This window comes from Lawsonibacter sp. OA9 (assembly GCF_022440585.1).
The window spans coordinates 1,308,260-1,327,342 of record NZ_JAKNTI010000022.1; the positions used below are offsets into that span (position 1 = coordinate 1,308,260).

Here is a 19,083-nt window from a genome sequence, read left to right on the forward strand (position 1 = left end):
ATGGAGATCAGATTACACTATATAGAGCAGGGAGAGGGCTTTCCACTGATACTGCTCCACGGAAATGGGGAGGATTATACCTACTTCAAAAGGCAAATGGAACCATTTGCCGACCATTTTCGGGTGATTGCTGTGGATACTCGTGGACATGGAGAGAGTCCACGGGGCACTGGACCGTTTACACTGTCCCAATTCGCGGAGGACTTGAAATCGTTTTTCGATCAGCATGGTATCTCCAAATGTCATCTCTTGGGGTTTTCCGATGGAGGAAATGTGGCCCTATTGTTTGCGCTGAAGTATCCGGACCGTGTAGAGCGGCTCATACTAAACGGGGCAAACTTGGACCCGTGTGGCGTAAAGCTGAAGACACAGATCCCCATAGTGCTGGGATGGGGGCTGTGCCGCCTGTGTGCCCTGTTCAGCCAACAGGCAAAACAAAATTGGGAGATGCTGAATTTGATGGTAACCCAGCCGCATATACACAGGGCGGAGCTGGCGGGACTGGACATGCCGGTTCTGGTAGTGGCGGGGGAACAGGATATGATCCGAGAGAGCCACACTCAGTCAATCGCGGCCAATATCCCAAACAGCCGGTTGGTCATCCTTCCTGGTGACCACTTTATAGCCAGGCGGAATTGGCAGGGCTTCAATGATACGGTGCTGGAGTTTCTATTGGACCGGAGCTGAACAAGAAAAAGAGGAGAAGCCAAATGGAGAATAATAAAAATATCCTGATTATTAATGATATGCCGGGCTACGGCAAGGTGGCTCTGGCCGCCATGCTGCCCATCCTGTCCAATATGGGCCATAGTGTCTACAACCTGCCCACCGCCCTGGTGTCCAATACTCTGGACTACGGGAAATTTACCATATTAGATACCACTGACTACATGGTAAAGGCCATCGAGGTGTGGAAGCAACTGGGATTTCAGTTTGACTGTATCACCACCGGCTTTCTGGCTTCGGCGGCCCAGGTGGGCATTATCCGGGACTTTATCGCCAGCCAGAAGAAGGAGGGCCTGCTGGTCATGACTGACCCTATCATGGGGGACGACGGTAAGCTCTATAACGGTGTCACGGAGGAGACGGTCGGGAATATGCGCCGCCTCATTGGGGTAGCCGACGTAATCGTCCCTAATCTGACGGAGGCAGAATTTCTGTCCGGCATTTACCAGGGGGAGGAGGCTCTGTCCCAGTCACAGGCCAAGGAGGTAGTGGACCGGCTGCGGGGGCTGGGCCCACGATCTGTCGTGGTCACCAGCGGTGTATCGAAGGAGAGTGGGAGCCATGTAGTCTGGGGCTATGACCACAGAAGCGGGGAATATTTTACGATCCCCTACCGGTTTATCCGGGTGCATTTCCCAGGGACAGGGGATATGTTTTCCGCCGTCCTGGTGGGGGAACTCCTGGCTGGAAGCCCCCTGCGCCCTGCTGTGAAGCGGGCCATGGACGTACTGGAAAAGCTCATCTTTCTGGAACAGGATGAGATTGAAAAGAACAAGGGTATCCGCATAGAAAAGTTTTTGAGCGTGCTCAAAGAGTGAAGAAAGTGGAGAGAGGAAGGAAACCACTTATGTGGGCTGTTTTTGCGCTGTTGTCAGCACTATTTGCCGCCCTGACCGGAATTCTGGCCAAGCTGGGGATGGAGGGGATCAATTCCAATCTGGCCACAGCCTTGCGTACCATAGTGGTACTGGTTATGGCTTGGGGGATCGTCTTTGCCACCGGAAAGCATACAGGCATCGGTGACATCACCGCCAGGAGCTGGATGTTCCTGTTCCTGTCCGGTCTGGCTACCGGGCTGTCCTGGATCTGTTACTTCCACGCCCTTCAGATTGGTGAGGCCAGCAAGGTCGTGCCCATTGACAAGTTCAGCGTGGTCATTTCCATGGTACTGGCCTTCCTCGTCCTGGGAGAAAAGGTGACAGTGCTGAAGGTGCTGGGCGGGCTGCTGATTACGGCTGGGACTTTTGTGCTAATCTTGTGAGGAACTGCCGGAGACGGCTGACAAACAGCGGGGGAACGACTGGATCCCCTGGAAAGAGAGGGGCGGTGGCATTATGGCCTTTGCGCTGACAGAGGAACAACAGAAGATCGTAGACGACCAGGGCGGAGAGCTGCTGGTATCCGCCGCCGCCGGGTCTGGTAAGACCCGGGTGCTGGTAGAGCGGCTGCTGGACCGCGTGGACCGGGAGGGAGTTGATATCGACCGCTTTTTGGTCATAACCTATACCAAGGCTGCGGCCGCGGAGCTTCGAGGACGTATCGCCCAGGAACTGGCTGACCGCCTGGCCCTGCGCCCGAACGACCGGCACCTGCGCCGTCAAACCACACTGGTGTATCAGGCCCAGATTTCCACCATCCACGCATTTTGTTCTGTTCTCCTGCGGGAGAGCGGCCATCTGCTGGATCTGGACCCTGACTTCCGCCTATGCGATGAGGGGGAGAGCCAGGTCATTATGGCACGAGTTCTGGAGGAGGTACTGGACTGCCGTTATGAGGGGTTGGAGGAGGAGAGTCCCTTTGCTCAACTGGCAGACACCCTCGCCGCCGGGCGGGACGACAGCCGTCTGGCCCAGATCGTGCTGGACATCTACGGCCGAGTGCAGAGCCATCCAGACCCCGCCCGCTGGCTGGAGGGGCAGAAGGGGCTGTGGGAGCTGGACGGGGTATCCGATCTAAGCCAGACGGCCTGGGGAGAGCTGCTGCTGAACGAGGCCAGACGTCAGGGCCAATGGTGCCTGGAGCGGCTGTCCCAGGCTCTGACGATGATTGGGAAGGACGAGCTGTTGGAAACCAACTATGGGGCCTCCATTATGACCACCATAGAGGGGTTGGAGAGGTTTTTGTCAGAGCGGAGCTGGGACGGAGCGGTATCCGCCCTTCCGATCCCCTTCCCGCCGGCTGGACGGAAGAAAAAGCGGGAGCTGGAGATCAGCCCCATGGAGGAATCGGCTGCTGTCCAGTCGGGTGAGCGGGTCAAACAGATCCGGAACCGCTGCAAAAAGCTGCTTGGAAGGATAGAGGAGCGGCTGACAGGGGACAGCCAGACCCTTTTGGATGAGCTGTCTCTGTCACGCCCCGCTGTTCAGGCTTTAATGGACCTGGTCCTTGATTTTCAGGCCGCCTATGCCAAGGAGAAGGACCGGCGGGGACTGCTGGACTTCTCCGATTTGGAGCACTTCGCGGTGAAGCTGCTTGCCGATGGTGCCGGGGAGCCGACGGAGCTGGCCCGCTATTGGAGCACCCGTTTTGATGAGATATTGGTGGATGAGTATCAGGACACCAACCAGGTCCAGAACGCCATTTTCTATGCCCTCTCCAACGGGGGACGAAAGCTGTTCCAGGTGGGGGATGTAAAGCAGTCCATCTACCGTTTCCGGCTGGCCGACCCCACGATCTTCCTGAATAAGTATGAGCGATTCGCCCAGGGGGACGAGGCGGAGGAGGGACAGCCCCGCAAGCGGGTGATGAGCCGGAATTTCCGCTCTCGGCCCCAGGTCCTGGAGGGGTGTAACGACCTTTTTCGAGCCATTATGTCCGTGGAATTCGGTGAGTTGGACTACACGGAGGACCAGGCCCTGGTGCCTGGAGGGACGTTTTCGGAGCCAGAGGAGCAGACAGATGAGACTGGACCTTACGCTCTGGAGCTGGATGGGCTGGACCTGTCCTTCTTGGGGGACCAGGAGGGAGAGAAGGCAAATAAGGACCTGCTGGAGGCCCGGTTTGCCGCCCAGCGTATCAGAGAACTGTTGTCCAGGCCTCTTATGGTGACGGAGGGAGAGAAGATACGCCCACTGAGACCCTCGGATGTGATGCTTCTGCTTCGTAGTCCGGGGGCGGTGCTGCACCACTACATACAAGCGCTTGGGGAGGAGGGGATCCCCTGGTCCGCCGACGGCGGACAGGACTTTTTCCAAACCACCGAGGTCAACGTGGCGCTGTCCATCCTCCAGATCGTGGATAACCCCCGGCAGGATGTGGCCCTGCTGGCCGCCCTTCGCTCCCCGGTCTATGGATTTTCCAGCGACCGGCTGGCTCAACTGAGGTCCAGATCCAGGGGGGACTTCTACACCGCGTTGTCCCAAGGGGCGCTGGAGGGAGAGGAGGACTGCCGGGAATTTCTGGATCAGCTGTCCCAACTCCGATTTGGGGCGGGAGATAAGACCTGCCGGCAGCTGATCTGGCACATCTATGAGCAGACCAATATCCTGGGCCTGTTCGGTACCATGGAGCGGGGGGAGGAGCGGCGGAGCAATCTGCTGGCCCTGTATAATCTGGCCGGTCAGCTAGAGAACAGCGGCTGCCGCACTCTGTTCCAATTTTTACTTCGGCTGGAGCGGTTAAGAGAGTCTGGCGGGAAGCTCGCTTCTACGGCTCACGGTCATGAGGGGGAGGGCGTGTCCATCCTGTCGATCCACCGGTCCAAAGGCTTGGAAAGGCCTGTGGTGTTCGTATGTGGCCTGACCAGGCGGCTGAACAGGGACGACCTGATGCGTCCGGTGCTGTTCCACCCTGTCCTGGGCGTAGGGCCCAAGGGACTGGAGCGAGAGCGCATGGTGGAGTATCCCACTGTGGCCCGTCTGGCGGTAGCCCGGCAGTTGGAGCGGGAGATGATGTCGGAGGAGCTCCGGCTGCTCTATGTGGCCATGACCAGGGCAAAGGAGAAATTGATCCTGACCCTGGCGCTCACCGAGGGGGCCAGAGCTCTGGAGCGGCTGGGGGAGGATCTGTCCGTTCCTATTTCCCCTCTAGCTCTGGAGCGGCAGCAGAACGTAGGACAGTGGGTGCTGCTCCACGCCCTGACCCGCCCGGAGGCAGGGGGGGTGAGGGAACTGGCTGGTCTGCCCGATATCAGGGCGGAGGGGCTGGGACCAGCCTGGAACATCCGCTGGATTGATGGAGCCCCCCTGGCAGAGGACCGTAAAACGGAAGGACGTTACACTGACCTGCCGCAGTTGGTACAGAAAGATATGCCGGAGCTGGCGGCTCAACTAAGATGGACCTACCCGCAAATGGTTTGCGCCAATGTGCCTTCTAAGCTGACAGCGACCCAGATCAAGGGTCGTCCCCAGGATCAGGAGGCGGCGGAGGAGGCCGGGGAGCTGGTCGAGACTGTTGGGAGAGAGCGCGGAGTCATTTACCGCCCCCGGTTTATGACAGAAGAAAAGGGCCTGACTCCAGCCCAGCGGGGTACGGCCATCCACCAGGCGGTCCAATATATTCCCTTGGAGGGGGACCACAGCCAGGAGAGAATCGGTCAGTTGTTGGACCAACTGGAGGACAGGGGCTTTCTGACAGCCCTCCAGCGTGAAGCTGTATCCGCCCAGCGGTTGGCGGCTTTTTTCCAGAGCCCACTGGGAAAGGCCATGGCCCAGGCAAGAGAGTGCCGTAGAGAATTCAAATTTTCCATCTTGGTGCCGGCGGAGGAGTATTATCCCCGGACGGAGGGAGAGCATATCCTGCTCCAGGGCGTCATTGACGCCTGGTTTGAGGACGGGCAGGGGATCACAGTTCTGGACTTTAAGAGCGACAGGATAGTTCCGGGGGAGGAACTGGCCCGCGCTGAACAGTACCGGGCCCAGTTGGATGCCTACGCGCGGGCACTCTCCACCATACTGGACAGACCCGTGGCAAGAAAGGCGCTATGGTTTTTTGCCACGGATACCGCTGTGGAGCTGTAAGAGAACAGGTAAAAAGGCCGCCCTAAGCCGATGCCGGATAAAGACCAAGAACAAAAATGACAAAAACACAGGAAGTCACCGCAAAAAGCGGCCTCATTGACAAGAAAATGTAAGAAGAAAAGACCAGTTCAAAATTGAACTGGTCTTTTCTTATGCTCAGAAGGAGGAGCGAATATGACTAACAATACTCATTTTGACTATTTCCGAGGCGAGGAGAGCACACAGTATCAATTCTATTCCATGCCTAAAGCCCTGATGAAAGACCCCCGCTTCAAGGGCCTGTCCAATGACGCCAAGCTGCTCTATACCCTCATGCTGGACCGCATGAGCCTGTCCGCCCGGAACGGCTGGTACGACCAGGGCCGGGTGTTCATCTATTTCACCCTGAATGAGGTCCAGGAGACGCTGAACTGCGGGAGCGAAAAGGGTATGAAGCTGCTGGCCGAACTGGATACCACCAGGGGCGTAGGCCTGATCGAGCGTGTCAAGCAGGGCCAGGGTAAGCCCACAAAGATATTCGTCAAGCGGTTTATCTCCCAGGAAACTCCCGAGCCAGACCACAACAGTTCAGAACTGGACAAAGCCCCTGACACCGGCTCTGTCCGGAGTGAGCAAGTCCACTATTCCGCCCCGGGACTAACGGAATATGCCGGTACAGACTGCGGAAAACCGAATTGTAATAAGACTGATAGAAATAAAACTGATTTTATCCAGACTTATCAATCCATCTATCAATCCTGTCAGAGACCAGAGAAACAGAGGGCAGACAGGAACACACCGTCATCTTCCGAACAACCACCCTCCGCAAAGGTGGAGCCGCGCACAGTTCCACGAGCTATCCACCCAACGCCCAAACCAGAGGCAGATAAAAATAAATCGCACCGTGCGATATATTTTCTTGACAAACAGGACCAGAAAACAGTCCTCCACCCAGGCAGCGGCGCATCTTGCGCCGCTGCTTCTGCAAGTATGTCATTTGTTACACAAACGACCCTTGTTGGTGGCAAAGCCCCCAACCCCCCGAAATGCGTCCCATGGGACGCATTTTCCACGGCGCACAGGACGGAGGCCCGTCCATGAAGAGCCGCCCGTATTATGTCAGCTTTTGGCTGGATGAACAGGAGCACGACCATCTGCTCCAGTTGTGCGCCGACACTGGATTGACTGCCAGCGCCCTGCTCCGGCACCTGATAGCTGGAACAGAGGTGCGCCCAAAGCCGCCCCAGGAATACGCCGCCCTGCTCCGGGAGCTGTCCGCCATTGGCCGGAATGTCAACCAGATCGCCCGGTGGGCCAATACCCAGGAGGCCATTTCCGAAGAGGAACTGTCCCGTGTTCTCGACCTGGTCGGCCAGGCATGGCGGCTGGTCAAGGATACCCTTTAACCGGGGCCAGGGCATCCCCCCCCTTTGCGGGAGAGAGGATACGCCGCCAGCCCCCACCCGTCAAGGCCGGACGATTGCTGACGCAATCGCCGCGAGCCGCCCCGGTGGGGCGGGCCTTGACCGCCGGGGCCCGGCGGTGTTTTCAGTATCCAAGGGGGGATATGCCCCAAAAGCCGCCCAAGGGCGGCTTTTGCCGTTTCCGGGGCCGGGATGGTTTTACCCGCCCTGAAATTCGTCCCACGGTGCGATCCATTTTTCGACAGGAAATTCGTCCCACCGTGGGATTTATTTCGACCCTTTCCGCGCAGGGAGCGAACATGAAAAAGCAGCGGTCCCGCCGCTGTTATAAACTGAAAGATCGGAGTATTGCCTATGGACCAAATATGGAGGATTTAACATTGACGAGTTACGGATATGTCCGGGTCAGCACCAAAGACCAGAACGAGGACCGCCAGCTTCTTGCCCTGCGGGAGCTGAACATCCCGGAGAAGAATATCTTTACCGATAAACAGTCCGGTAAGGACTTTGAGCGCCCCCAGTACAAGAAGCTGGTACGGCGCATGAAGCGGGACGATCTGCTGTATATCAAAAGCATCGACCGCCTGGGCCGCAACTACAAGGAGATTTTGGAGCAATGGCGGCTGCTCACCAAGGACAGGGGCGTGGACATCGTGGTGCTGGATATGCCCCTGCTGGATACCCGCCGGGGCAAGGACCTGATGGGCACATTCCTCAGCGATATTGTGTTGCAAGTGCTCTCTTTTGTGGCGGAAAATGAACGCACAAACATCCGCCAGCGGCAAGCCGAGGGGATCGCCGCCGCCAAGGCCCGGGGCGTGAAGTTCGGCAGGCCGCCCCGGCCTCTGCCCGAAAACTTCCACGAGGTGCACAGAGAGTGGAGAAACAAGCGGCTGACCTTGAAGCAAGCGGCAAATGCCTGTGAAATGCCAGTAGGCACCTTCTACGCCAAGGCGGTCAAATTTGAAAAGTCCGACTAAAATAAACTGGCCTAAAATTTGAAAAAGTGTACCTTTGCAAATCACTGCAAAACCATCCGATTTGTCAAGGTGTACCTTTACAAATTTTCAGACAGCTTACCGCTTACTTGTATGGTACACGAAAAACACTGCTTTTTCAATGCTTTTTTGCACACAAACTTTAAAAATGTTCCAATTTGCAAAGGTACAATTTTTCAAAACAGGAGAGGTGCATCATTTTATGAAAAAACGAATATTGGCTGGAGTGCTGGCGTTGTGCCTTTTAGCGGGGCTGCCTTCGGTCGCTTTTGCTGATGGTAATACAGAGGGCGGACAGAGTGCGGACTATACGCAGCGGGACCAGCAGCCCGATGGCAACAGGAACACGGACAACAACATGAACGAACCCGGTGAACCGGATGACCCGGACAATCCGAAGAATACGGACGAGCCGGAGGACACGCCTGACAACAGCGGTACGCCGGAATGGGATGCTGATACGGTTGCGGTCATTGGGTCAGAACAGTATAAAACGCTGGAAGCGGCCGTCGAAGGGGTTGGGCAGAACCAAGAGGGTGCGACCACGATTCAGATCGTGCGCGACACGACGATCACAGAGCAGATCAACATCGAGCGCAAGAACGTTATTCTGACGGCGGACGAGGAATGCACAATCACTTTTTCCGACCTTGCTGAAACATCGAATTGCTTTCGGGTCGGAAACTGGAGCGACAGCGCAGCCTCGCTGACCATATCAGGCCAACTGACCATCACAACCACAAACGAGTCCCTGCGGTCCATCGTAAATGTTGTTAAAAGTGGTTCTCTTTCTTTGCAGGGCGGCACATTGACCTCTGGAGATGCCAATTTATCAAAAGCCATCATCTGCGTTGACAACGGTGGAAGCATGACCATGACCGACGGCACGATTGAAGGCAACCAAGAGCAAAACAGCTGCGGCGTGATGCTGCAGGACACGAGCGATCCCTCTGTACCGATGTCGTTTACCATGACCGGCGGGATGATTACCAACTGCTCCTCAACGGGACGCGGCGGTGGTGTCTGGATAATCGGCGCTGCTGAGTTTACCATGAGCAATGGCACAATTTCTAACTGCTCAGGGCAGGACGGCGGTGGTGTGGCGGTCACCGGAACAGGAAAATTCACCATGACCGGCGGGACGATTATCGACTGCTTCGCAACAGGCCGCGGCGGCGGTGTGGCGATTTTTGACACCGCAGCTTTTATCATGAATGACGGAACGATAAAAAGCTGTTCTTCGGGAAGCGGCAATTATGTATATCAGAACCAAGATGCTACCTTTGATAAGAATGGAGGCACCGTCGAAGACATTGATAGAGAAGTTGTGGCAAAGATTGACGAGGTCGAATACGGTTCTCTCCAGGAGGCCATCAATGCGGTTAACCAAAATCAGGAAGAGACCACCAAGGTCCAGATTGTGAATGACATAACAATCACAGAGCAGATCACGATAGACAAGCGAAACGTTGAACTGACCGCCGATGGAAAGCATACAATCACATTTTCGCTGAAAGCAGGTGGGAATTGTTTCCGGCTATCCGGAGCCGGTTCCCTGACCATCGCTTCCAACGATCTGACGGTGACCACGTCGGCCGACGTCCGAACCCTTGTAAGTGTCCCCGCGAACTGTCTGTTCTCTCTCAAGGGCGGCACCTTGTCCTCCGGAAACGCCGATTTATCGCACGCCATCGTTTGCGTGGACAACGGCGGCAGCATGACCATGTCTGGCGGTACGATTCAGGGCAATCCAGAGCACAACAGCCGGGGCGTGCTGCTGCAAAGCACGGACAGCCAGCCAATGTCCTTTGAAATGACCGGCGGCATGATCCAAAATTGCTTTGCGGACGAAAATCATCATTACGGCGATGGGGCCGGCGTCTACGTAGGCGGTTCCGCCCAATTTATCATGAGCGGCGAGAGCGAGATCAGGAATTGCACCGCAGAGAAATTCGGCGGCGGCGTCTATCTGCATAAGACGACGGATGAGACCGGAACCCCCGCTTTTTACATGAGGGGCGGCACCATCTTCAACTGTACTGCGGAGAAATCCGGCGGCGGCGGGATTTATACAGAGAAGGACAACACCTTCGAGATGAGCGGCGGCACTGTCACCGGGAACACCGCCCACGCGGGCGGCGCTGGTATCTTTATCCGAACAACACACGCAGTAATCTCTGGCGGCAGTATTACGGATAATACATCGGAGTGTAATGTCAGCTTCGGCGGCGGAATTTATGTGGAAAAGGATGCGACCCTCCAGCTCTACAACACTGTCATTACAGACAATTCCGCCGATGTCCTAGGCGGCGGCCTGTGGACCTGCAGCACAGGGGATATTAAGATTTATGTCACAGATGGCGGCGCTGTCTATGATAACCATGCCCAAGCCGCTGATGGAATACGGGACAGTAATCAGGCCGGAGACGATATTTCAAACTTTATGGGCGAGAATACCCTGACGTTGTACGCCCACATGCTGGGCGGCGGACTGAACCAATATTATCGGGACGGCGGCGTAACTTTGTATTTACAAAATCCTAAGCCTGACTGCGACGCAGACCGAAGCTTTGGCACGGGCGCGCCTGCAACGAGATCCATGCGGTATGGGGAGACTTTCCAGAAACTTTACACAGACACCGTTGACCAGAGCGCATCCGTTGCCCTGAAAAATGTAGTGTCCGCTGACGACGCAGCGGCGGCGATGGCGATTGCGGAGAAGGAAGGCGTCGTCATCACCGGCAACCACGCCTCCCGGGGCGGCGGTATCGGCACTAACGGCAACCTGATCATCGGCACGCCGGCGGAAAAGGCCTACTCTGTCACCGTGGAGAAAAAGTGGGAAAATACGCCGGAGGATGAACAGGTCGAAGTCAGCGTTTATCTGCTCATCAACGGCGAAGAGCTTGGCCCGGTGAAACTGAACAAAACAAATGACTGGACGGCCACCTTCTCCGGCCTGACGGATGACCCCAGCACAACGGAATACTCCGTCCGGGAGGAGGCCGTTCCCGGGTTTACGACGTCAATCAGCAAATCGGAAATGGTCGGGAATACCATTCGTTTCACCATCACGAACACCTATGACCCCGACGAGCCGCCGGTGGAACCGAACAAAACCGGCGGGCTGACTGTATCGAAGACGGTCACCGGCGCCGGCGGCGAGCAGGACAAAGCGTTTACCTTTACCGTAACCCTGATTTCCGATGAGCCTATCAACGGCACATACGGCGACATGACGTTTACAAATGGCGTTACCACCTTTACCCTAAAGCACGGGGAGAGCAAAACAGCCACTGGTCTTCCCGTGGGAATTACCTATACCGTCACAGAAGCGGAAGCGAACCAGGACGGCTATACGACCACGGTGCCGGGCAATGCACAGGGCACGATCACGACGGATGAAACGCTGTCCGTCACCTTTAACAACCATAAGGACGGCGGCAACCCCGGCACCGACACCACCAGCGTAACGGTGAAAAAGGTCTGGAAGCTGGACGATGACGGCATAGCTCCAAAATCCGTTACCGTCGCCCTGCTGAAAGACGGCGTGCAGCAGGAGACTATCCAACTGAGTGACAGCAACGGATGGACGTACACCTGGACCGGCCTCCCGGACGGTCACCGATGGACAGTCCAGGAGGTAGATGTGCCGGATGGCTTCACTGTAACTGTGGAGCAGAACGGAACCGAGTTCACCATCACAAATACTGCTAAACCCGATGACCCGGACGAACCGGAGGACCCGGACGAGCCGGACGAACCCGACGAGCCCGACGAACCGGAGGACCCGGACGAGCCCGACGAGCCGGACAAACCCGACGAACCGGACAAACCCGACGAACCGGACAAACCCGACGAACCGGACGGACCCGACGAACCGGACGGACCCGACGAACCCGACGGACCGGAGGACCCTGACGAGCCGGACGGACCCGACGAACCGGAGGACCCTGACGAGCCGGACGGACCCGACGAACCCGACGAACCGGATGACCCTGACGAGCCGGACGAACCCGATGAACCCGACGAGCCGGGAACCCCTGACGAGCCAAAAGAGACCAGTGAACCGGGCCTGCCCCAGACCGGACAGCCTTGGGCGTTGGTGCTGGCGCTGCTTCTGGCCGGTATGGGGCTGGTAATTGGCGGGATCAGCCTCAACCCGCCTTATCAGGGCAAGCGCAAAGCACGGAAGTGATGGCGCGAAGGATTTTGATTCTTGGGGGGCTGCTGCTGATCGCGGCAGCCCTCTGCCTTACCGCCTACAACCTTTGGGACGACCAGCGGGCCGGGCGGGCCGCCCAGCAGACCCTGGAACAGATGGCTCGGGCTCCGGAGCCCGACGCCGAGCCGGCTGTATCGGCCCCTCAGCCAGAGCTGCCAGGCTATATCCTGGACCCGGAGATGGAGATGCCCACCGTGGACATCAACGGAACAGCGTATATCGGCACGCTGGAGATACCGGCCCTAGAGCTGACGCTGCCCGTCGTCAGCCAATGGAGCGACCAGGCCCTGAAGCTGGCACCCTGCCGGTACACCGGTTCCGCCTATCTGGATGACTTGATTATCGCAGGGCACAACTACAAGCGGCATTTCGCCCGCCTGGGTGAACTGAATGTGGGGGACAAAGTCCTGTTCACGGACGCAGATAGCAATCTGTTCTCCTACCAGGTGTCCAAACTGGAACAGCTTGCCGGAACCGCTGTGGAGGAGATGGAGGCCGGAGACTGGGACCTGACCTTGTTCACCTGTACCATCGGCGGCAAGGCCAGGGTCACAGTGCGGTGTGAGCGAGTATAGAAATTGAGGAAAAAGGACACCCTCTACCCCGTCTGAGCAAAAAGTACAGGAAATAAATCTCACGGTGGGACGCATTTCGCCTTATTTTGTAGCGGTGCTGTTGTAAACTGATAAGGGAGGATATACCGTACTCCTGCTTGACGGAGTACCGTCTCCTTACATACGGACAAGCGAATACAGGCAGCAGGTACGAGAACTGTCTGCGGAGCCGGGCGGCGGGTGCGCCAGGACAGGAGCGAACAACACCAGCGCCGTAAAGCGGGCGGGCCGGCCCGCAGGCCAGGAGGCAGACAGCGGGCCAATGATACTTGCGTCGGCTATGCGTCACAGCGTAGGACGCCCCGCCCATGGGAATGGGGGGAGGCACGGAAACCCTATGGAGCGGCCCGGCCAGCCGCCGCCTGCTCCGCCTTTGAAAAATCAGCGTGAATAGCATAAGACCGCGCCGGGCAGTCCGGCGCGGTTTTTGTCTGACAGCGGCGAAATAAATCGCACCGTGCGATTTATTTTACAAAAGAGGCGGTGATTGCTTGACAAGACCCAGCGCCGCAAAATTTGACGCCGTTCCCCATTTCAAGTACGATAAAAGGGTCAAATGAGACCCATGCGGCGACTGCCGGAATGGAGGAAATGATGAACAGGCGGTCCAACAACAGAAAAGAGACCTGGGCGGCGCTCTATGTCCGCCTCTCCCGGGATGATGACAACGCCGGGGACAGCGACAGCATCACCCATCAGATCGAACTGCTCACCAAATACGCCGGAGAGCACGGTATGACCCAGTATAAAATTTACAAAGATGATGGTTATACCGGGACGAATTTCAACCGCCCGGGCTTCCAGGAAATGCTGGCCGACATCGAGGCCGGTATGGTCGACACCGTGATCGTCAAGGATATGTCCCGATTTGGTCGGAACTATCTGGAGGTGGGGCTTTATACGGAAATGCGCTTTCCCGAACTGGGTGTGCGCTTCATCGCCATCAGCAACGGCATTGACAGCGCCAACCAGCAGGACAATGACTTCACCCCGTTCCTCAATATCATCAACGAATGGTATTGCCGAGACACCAGCAAGAAGATACGCGCCGTGTTCCGCACCAAAGGACTATCCGGCAAGCGGCTGTCTACCAACGCCCCCTACGGCTATATCCGGGACCAGGACGGCACTTTGCTCGTGGATGAGGAAACGGCCCCGGTGGTGGAGCTGATCTATCAGCTCTGCCAGGAAGGTAACGGCCCCGGCAAAATCGCCCGTATGTTGAAAGAGCGGGATATCCCCACACCGGGGACGATAGAATTTCGGCGGACAGGCCGCACCCGGAATTACCACCCGGAGGACCCCTGCCGCTGGACCTCTGATACAGTGGCAAACATCCTTGACCAGGACGCCTACCTGGGCAGGACCACCAACTTCAAAACAACCAGGCTGTCCTACAAGCTGAAAAAAACGGTCTGCAATCCCCCGGAGAAGTGGGCGGTATTCGAGAACACCCACGAGGCTATCATAGACCATGAGAGCTGGGAGCGGGTGCGGAAGATACGCGCCCAGCGCCGCCGCCCCACGAAGATGGGAGAAATGGGTATGTTCTCCGGGCTGGCCTACTGCGCCGACTGCGGAGCAAAACTCTACCATTGCCGTACCGGTTCATGGACCTATGAACAGGAGTGCTACACCTGTTCCAGCTACCGCACCAGGAAACAGTGCAGCGCCCACTACATACGGGCGGTGGTCCTGGAGCAGCTTGTGCTCCAGAATATCCAGCGGGTGCTTGCCTATGTCCAGGAGGACGAGGAAACATTTGTGAGGCAGGCCACGGAGAACAGCGAGAGGGCCAGAAAATCGGAATGGGAAAAGACAAGGCGTGAGCTGGAGAAGAAGCAGAAGCGCATCCAGGAGTTGGACGGCATCATCCAAAGGCTGTATGAGGACAAGGTGATGGGACGGCTCACAGAGGCCCGGTTTGACAAGCTGGCCTGCGCCTATGAAGAGGAGCAGGCGGGGCTTGCGGAGGCCGTGGCGGGCCTCCAGAAGGCTTTGGAGGCCACGGAGGAGCAGGCGGCCAACATGGAGAACTTCCTGAAGGTGGTACGGAAATACACCCAGCCTATGGAGCTGACCCCGGCTTTACTTCGGGAGTTTGTGGACAAAGTGGTAGTACACGCTCCAGACAAGTCCAGCGGACATAGGGTGCAGAGAATTGATGTTCACTATAATTTCATCGGGGAGATCAGCTTTTCTCCGGAATATGATAAGCGCACCAAAAGGACAACGGCGTAACGCCGAAGCGTTACGCCATTGTCCGGGGGATTAGACAATACTTCTTTATCGGGATTGCCCCTAGTGGGCGGCCTTTTCTGTGGATACGACGCATTTGTGCCATGGGAGGCGGATGAGCGTTCAACCACGCCTGGGCGTTCTCCGGCTTCCGTGGTCTTCCACCAGAATAATATCCTCTCCAAAGCGCCGAACGGCGCTCCAGGGGATGTATTTATCCTCCTCTCGGCCGAGCAGCCCAAAGAAGCGGCGGCGGCCGGGGACGACCAGGGCTCGTACCTGCCCAGTGTCCATATCTACTTCCATATCTCCTACGTAACCAAATCGGCTGCCATCCTCAACGCTGATGACTTCCTTATAGCGCAGTTCTGCGATACGAGTTTCCATCCTCATTCCTCCCGAATTCTGTGTTGATACAGGGTATGAGGGGAGAGATTGTCCCTATACATAAAATGGGAAAGGCCCCCTCGGACTATTCTGAGGGGGCCGGATCATATTTACTGTGCCAGCAGGTCCTTGCTTACTAGAAACTCTCGGGCGACTTCCTGTACGGAACGACCGTCGACATCCACGGCATAGGTCAACTCCACCATATCCTCACTGGATACCTGGTTGGTAAGCAACTCCAAAACCTGCTCCAGATTGGGCGCGGCCTCATAAAAATCATCAAACAGGTCGTTGCGTACCAGAAATGCCCCATAGTACTCCGGGAAGAAGCCCTGGTCGTCCTCCAGAATGGTCAGGCCGGCACGCTTGTTCAGGCCGTCAGTGGCGTAGACCACCATGACGTCAAAGGCGCCCTCTTCTACGGCGTTGTACTTCAGAACCACGTCCACCGGCTTGGCGGACTGGAATGTGAGTCCATAGTAATCTACAAAGGGCTGATACTTCATGCTGCCCTCTTCGGTATAGAACTCATGCTCCGCGCCGAAGCGAAGCTCACCCGCGATGGGGATAAGATCAGAGATCTTGGAGACACCATAGCGGTCAATGATGTTTTGGGTCACGCCGATGGCATAGGTGTTATTCAGACCGACCTTGCCCAACATATGCAGGCCTTCTAGTTCACTCACTGTCTGGTTGACGAAGTCATAGAGCGTCATTCCCTCTGGAATGTCGGTGGTGTCCATCCCAAGGAAGGTGGTGAGGATGGTCCCGTCATAGCTGAACATCAAGTCACAGCTTGGATTGCTGCCCTTTAATTCATTGTGGTTGTTCACCTGAGTCATCTGGTCCAGGATCACCACTTCCAAATCGGTCTTATCCTCCACCAATTGCTCCACCATGGAATGCATCAGCTTCACCTCAGAGTAGTCCCCATCATAGAGGGTGAGCTGGCCTCCCGTATCAGCGGGGAGAAACATAGATACCACCAGAGCAACACCGGCTACGGCTAAGACCGTGCTGCCCACGGCCTTGACAGGGGTGGGCAGCTTCTTCCGACTGTGGCTGGACAGCCTGTGTTCCATATAGCTCAGTCCAGCATCCAAGACAAAGGCCATGACCATGAGTACCAGTGTGCCCACGAAGATCATGCCCATATTTTCCTGACGGATGGCGGTGTAGAACAGGCCGCCCAGACCTCCTCCACCCACGAAGGAGGCAAACACGGCGGTGCCGATGGCGTTGACTGCGGCGATGCGGATGCCTGTGACCAGCATGGGGACCGCAAGAGGGACTTCCACATGGAGCAGCCGATAGGTCCCACTCATTCCCATGCCAGTGGCCGCCTCCTTCAGGTGTTCAGGCACCTGGGACAGGCCGAGAGAGGTATTGCGTACGATGGGAAGCAGGGAATATAGAGTCAAACCGATGACGGCGGTAGGGGAGCCGGGGTCCATTACCACCATGATGATGCCCAGCAGGGCCAGGGCGGGGACGGTCTGGATCAGGTCTACCACCCAGAGAATGGCTTTTCCAAACCGGGGAAACAGGTAGGCCAGCAGGCCCAGGGGAACACCGACGCCCACAGCCAGGATGAGGGCGGAGAGGACCAGAGAGAGATGGTCCCATATCAAAGCAACGTTCATTTCCCCACCCCGCCTTTCCGCAGGCCCCGGGGGACCACATGACGCTGGAGCAGATCCACCAGAGCGCCAAGTGTGAGGGCCAGAACAGCCGCCGGAATGGCCCCTTGGAGGATGAGCTCGTTGTTGTTACTGCTGACGCCCTTATAGACAAAGTCGCCCAGTCCGCCTTCTCCGATCATGGCGGCTAGTACGGCCCAACTGACGGTATAAACGGTGGACAGCCGAAGCCCACCGATGATGGTGGGCATGGCCAGAGGCAGTTCCACCAGATACAGCCTCTGGAAATGGCTCATGCCGCAGCCTCGGGCTGCCTCTTTATATTGGGGGTCCACGCCATTCAGTCCGGTGACCGTGTTTTTCAGTACAGGGAACATGGCGTAAATGGACAGCGCAATGATGACGGTGGCCGGAGTCATGCCGATTAGAATGAACAGCACACCAATAAAGACAATACCGGGTACCGTGTTCAAGATAGATAACAGGGGAAGCAGATACTTAGCCAGGGTAGGCAAGCGGGAAAGGCCAATACCCAGGGAGAGGCCCAGTACAAAGCCGATGGCCACGCTGATGAGGGTATAACCAGTATGTTCGGCGGTCTTTTGCAAAATGGACAGCAATACTTCGGACATACGCTATCACCCCCACAGCTGTTCAGCCATGGCGGAGGCCATGCTGGTCTTTGTGATGATGCCGGCCACCGTCTGATCGTCATTCAGGACGACCAGATAGGGGAAGCCGCTGGATACCAGCTGGTCGAAGCACTCCTTGGCGTTGTCGCCCCTGTGGACCGTGGGCGTGCTGTTCCGCACCAGAGGGCCTATGGTCTTGACTACATGGCCGGTGAGGCGGATGTCGGCGATGGAGACAGTGCCCTGATAGTGACGGTACTCATCCACCACCAGCAGGGTGTCCACGTTGTGGTGCTGCATCCGGCTGACACACTCGTTGACACCACGGTTCTGGTTGACCGTAATGATTCCGGTACGCATGAAGTGGTCCACCGTCAGCTGTTCAGGGGAGGGCCCGGCGTGATGCTTACCCAGGAAATCCCGGATCTGGTCGGTGGCGGGATTTTCCAGCATCTCCTCCGGCGGGGCCATCTGCACAATATTGCCGTGGTCCATAAAGATGATGACGTCGGCCAGATCCAGAGCCTCCTCCATGTCGTGGGTGACAAAAATAATGGTCTTGTTCAGCTTTTGCTGCAGATTCTTGACTTCAATCTGGAGGGAGCGCCTGGTCATGGGGTCCAAAGCACTGAAGGGCTCATCCATCAGGACAACGGGAGGGGAGGCGGCCAGCGCCCGGAGGATGCCGATGCGCTGCTGCTGCCCACCAGACATCTCCGAGGGATACTTGTGGGCATACTGGTCAAAGGGCATATTGACCATTTCCAGCAGGTCATGGACTACCTGATCACACTTCTCCTTGGGCCATTTCAGCAGTTTGGGCACCACACAGATGTTCTGTGCGACGGTCATGTTGGGGAACAGACCGATCTGTTGTATGACATAGCCTGTGTGACGGCGGAGTTCTACCCGGTCCACGGCACTGATATCCTGGTCATTTAGATAGATATGTCCGCTGTTGGGCTGGATGAGCCGGTTTATCATCTTCAGCGTGGTGGTTTTACCGCAGCCGGAGGGGCCGATGAGAACGGCAAACTGTCCCTCCTGTATTTCAAAGGATAGATTATTTAATATGGTTTGACTGCCGTAAGAGAGAGAAACATGGTCGAATCGAAGCAATATAGACCTCCTTTTCCGTTGGCCGCAAGAGACGGCCGGGCCATAAGGAAAAAATCACCCCACATCAGAACAGAAAAACGCCAGTGGGGAAAATAGCGATTGGTATCCGCAGACAGAAATCTTGGGTGACTTTAAATGAGTGA

Annotated in this window: 14 protein-coding genes; 10 read left to right on the forward strand and 4 right to left on the reverse strand. The window is 56.7% G+C overall.

The window, feature by feature from the left end:
- From MCG44_RS07465 to MCG44_RS07510, 10 genes are all read left to right on the forward strand, one after another.
- The gene (locus tag MCG44_RS07465) at positions 1-687 is read left to right on the forward strand and encodes an alpha/beta fold hydrolase (protein ID WP_240287542.1); all 687 of its coding nucleotides are present in this window, start codon (positions 1-3) and stop codon (positions 685-687) included.
- 23 nt (positions 688-710) lie between these two features.
- Positions 711-1,544 (forward strand): pyridoxamine kinase, encoded by an 834-nt coding sequence (locus tag MCG44_RS07470; RefSeq protein ID WP_186853270.1) that lies wholly within the window; start codon positions 711-713, stop codon positions 1,542-1,544.
- Positions 1,545-1,573: 29 nt separating this feature from the next.
- On the forward strand, positions 1,574-1,987 hold the full coding sequence (locus tag MCG44_RS07475; RefSeq protein WP_240287544.1) for an EamA family transporter: 414 nt from the start codon (positions 1,574-1,576) through the stop codon (positions 1,985-1,987).
- 73 nt (positions 1,988-2,060) lie between these two features.
- The gene (addA, locus tag MCG44_RS07480) at positions 2,061-5,684 is read left to right on the forward strand and encodes a helicase-exonuclease AddAB subunit AddA (RefSeq protein WP_240287546.1); all 3,624 of its coding nucleotides are present in this window, start codon (positions 2,061-2,063) and stop codon (positions 5,682-5,684) included.
- A gap of 174 nt (positions 5,685-5,858) precedes the next feature.
- A complete protein-coding gene (locus MCG44_RS07485) occupies positions 5,859-6,764 on the forward strand; it encodes a replication initiator protein A (RefSeq protein WP_240287548.1) in 906 nt (301 codons plus the stop codon).
- Positions 6,761-7,069, forward strand: coding sequence for a plasmid mobilization protein (locus MCG44_RS07490; RefSeq protein WP_240287549.1), 309 nt, complete (start codon positions 6,761-6,763; stop codon positions 7,067-7,069). Before MCG44_RS07485 ends, MCG44_RS07490 begins: the two co-directional genes overlap by 4 nt.
- Before the next feature lie 398 nt (positions 7,070-7,467).
- Positions 7,468-8,067, forward strand: a complete 600-nt coding sequence (locus MCG44_RS07495) for a recombinase family protein (protein WP_412531137.1) — start codon at positions 7,468-7,470, stop codon at positions 8,065-8,067.
- Between the two features lie 220 nt (positions 8,068-8,287).
- On the forward strand, positions 8,288-12,283 hold the full coding sequence (locus MCG44_RS07500) for a Cna B-type domain-containing protein (protein WP_240287551.1): 3,996 nt from the start codon (positions 8,288-8,290) through the stop codon (positions 12,281-12,283).
- The gene (locus MCG44_RS07505) at positions 12,283-12,885 is read left to right on the forward strand and encodes a sortase (RefSeq protein ID WP_240287553.1); all 603 of its coding nucleotides are present in this window, start codon (positions 12,283-12,285) and stop codon (positions 12,883-12,885) included. The genes MCG44_RS07500 and MCG44_RS07505 overlap by 1 nt, the downstream gene beginning before the upstream one ends.
- A gap of 633 nt (positions 12,886-13,518) precedes the next feature.
- Positions 13,519-15,165: a recombinase family protein gene (locus MCG44_RS07510; RefSeq protein ID WP_240288895.1), complete on the forward strand. Its 1,647-nt coding sequence runs from the start codon at positions 13,519-13,521 to the stop codon at positions 15,163-15,165.
- A 120-nt stretch (positions 15,166-15,285) separates the two neighbouring features.
- On the opposite strand, the gene MCG44_RS07515 is transcribed toward MCG44_RS07510, so the two are convergent.
- The 4 genes from MCG44_RS07515 to MCG44_RS07530 all read right to left on the reverse strand — a co-directional run bounded on the left by MCG44_RS07515 (position 15,286) and on the right by MCG44_RS07530 (position 18,940).
- The gene (locus MCG44_RS07515; protein WP_147571938.1) at positions 15,286-15,549 is read right to left on the reverse strand and encodes a YlmC/YmxH family sporulation protein; all 264 of its coding nucleotides are present in this window, start codon (positions 15,547-15,549) and stop codon (positions 15,286-15,288) included.
- A gap of 110 nt (positions 15,550-15,659) precedes the next feature.
- Positions 15,660-17,192 carry a glycine betaine ABC transporter substrate-binding protein gene (locus MCG44_RS07520; RefSeq protein ID WP_186853273.1) on the reverse strand — a complete coding sequence of 511 codons (1,533 nt, stop codon included), beginning with the start codon at positions 17,190-17,192 and terminating at the stop codon, positions 15,660-15,662.
- On the reverse strand, positions 17,189-17,821 hold the full coding sequence (locus MCG44_RS07525) for an ABC transporter permease (RefSeq protein WP_147571936.1): 633 nt from the start codon (positions 17,819-17,821) through the stop codon (positions 17,189-17,191). The genes MCG44_RS07520 and MCG44_RS07525 overlap by 4 nt, the downstream gene beginning before the upstream one ends.
- A 6-nt stretch (positions 17,822-17,827) precedes the next feature.
- Complete coding sequence (locus tag MCG44_RS07530) at positions 17,828-18,940, reverse strand: ABC transporter ATP-binding protein (protein ID WP_186853274.1); 1,113 nt, start codon at positions 18,938-18,940, stop codon at positions 17,828-17,830.
- Positions 18,941-19,083 lie beyond the last annotated feature (143 nt).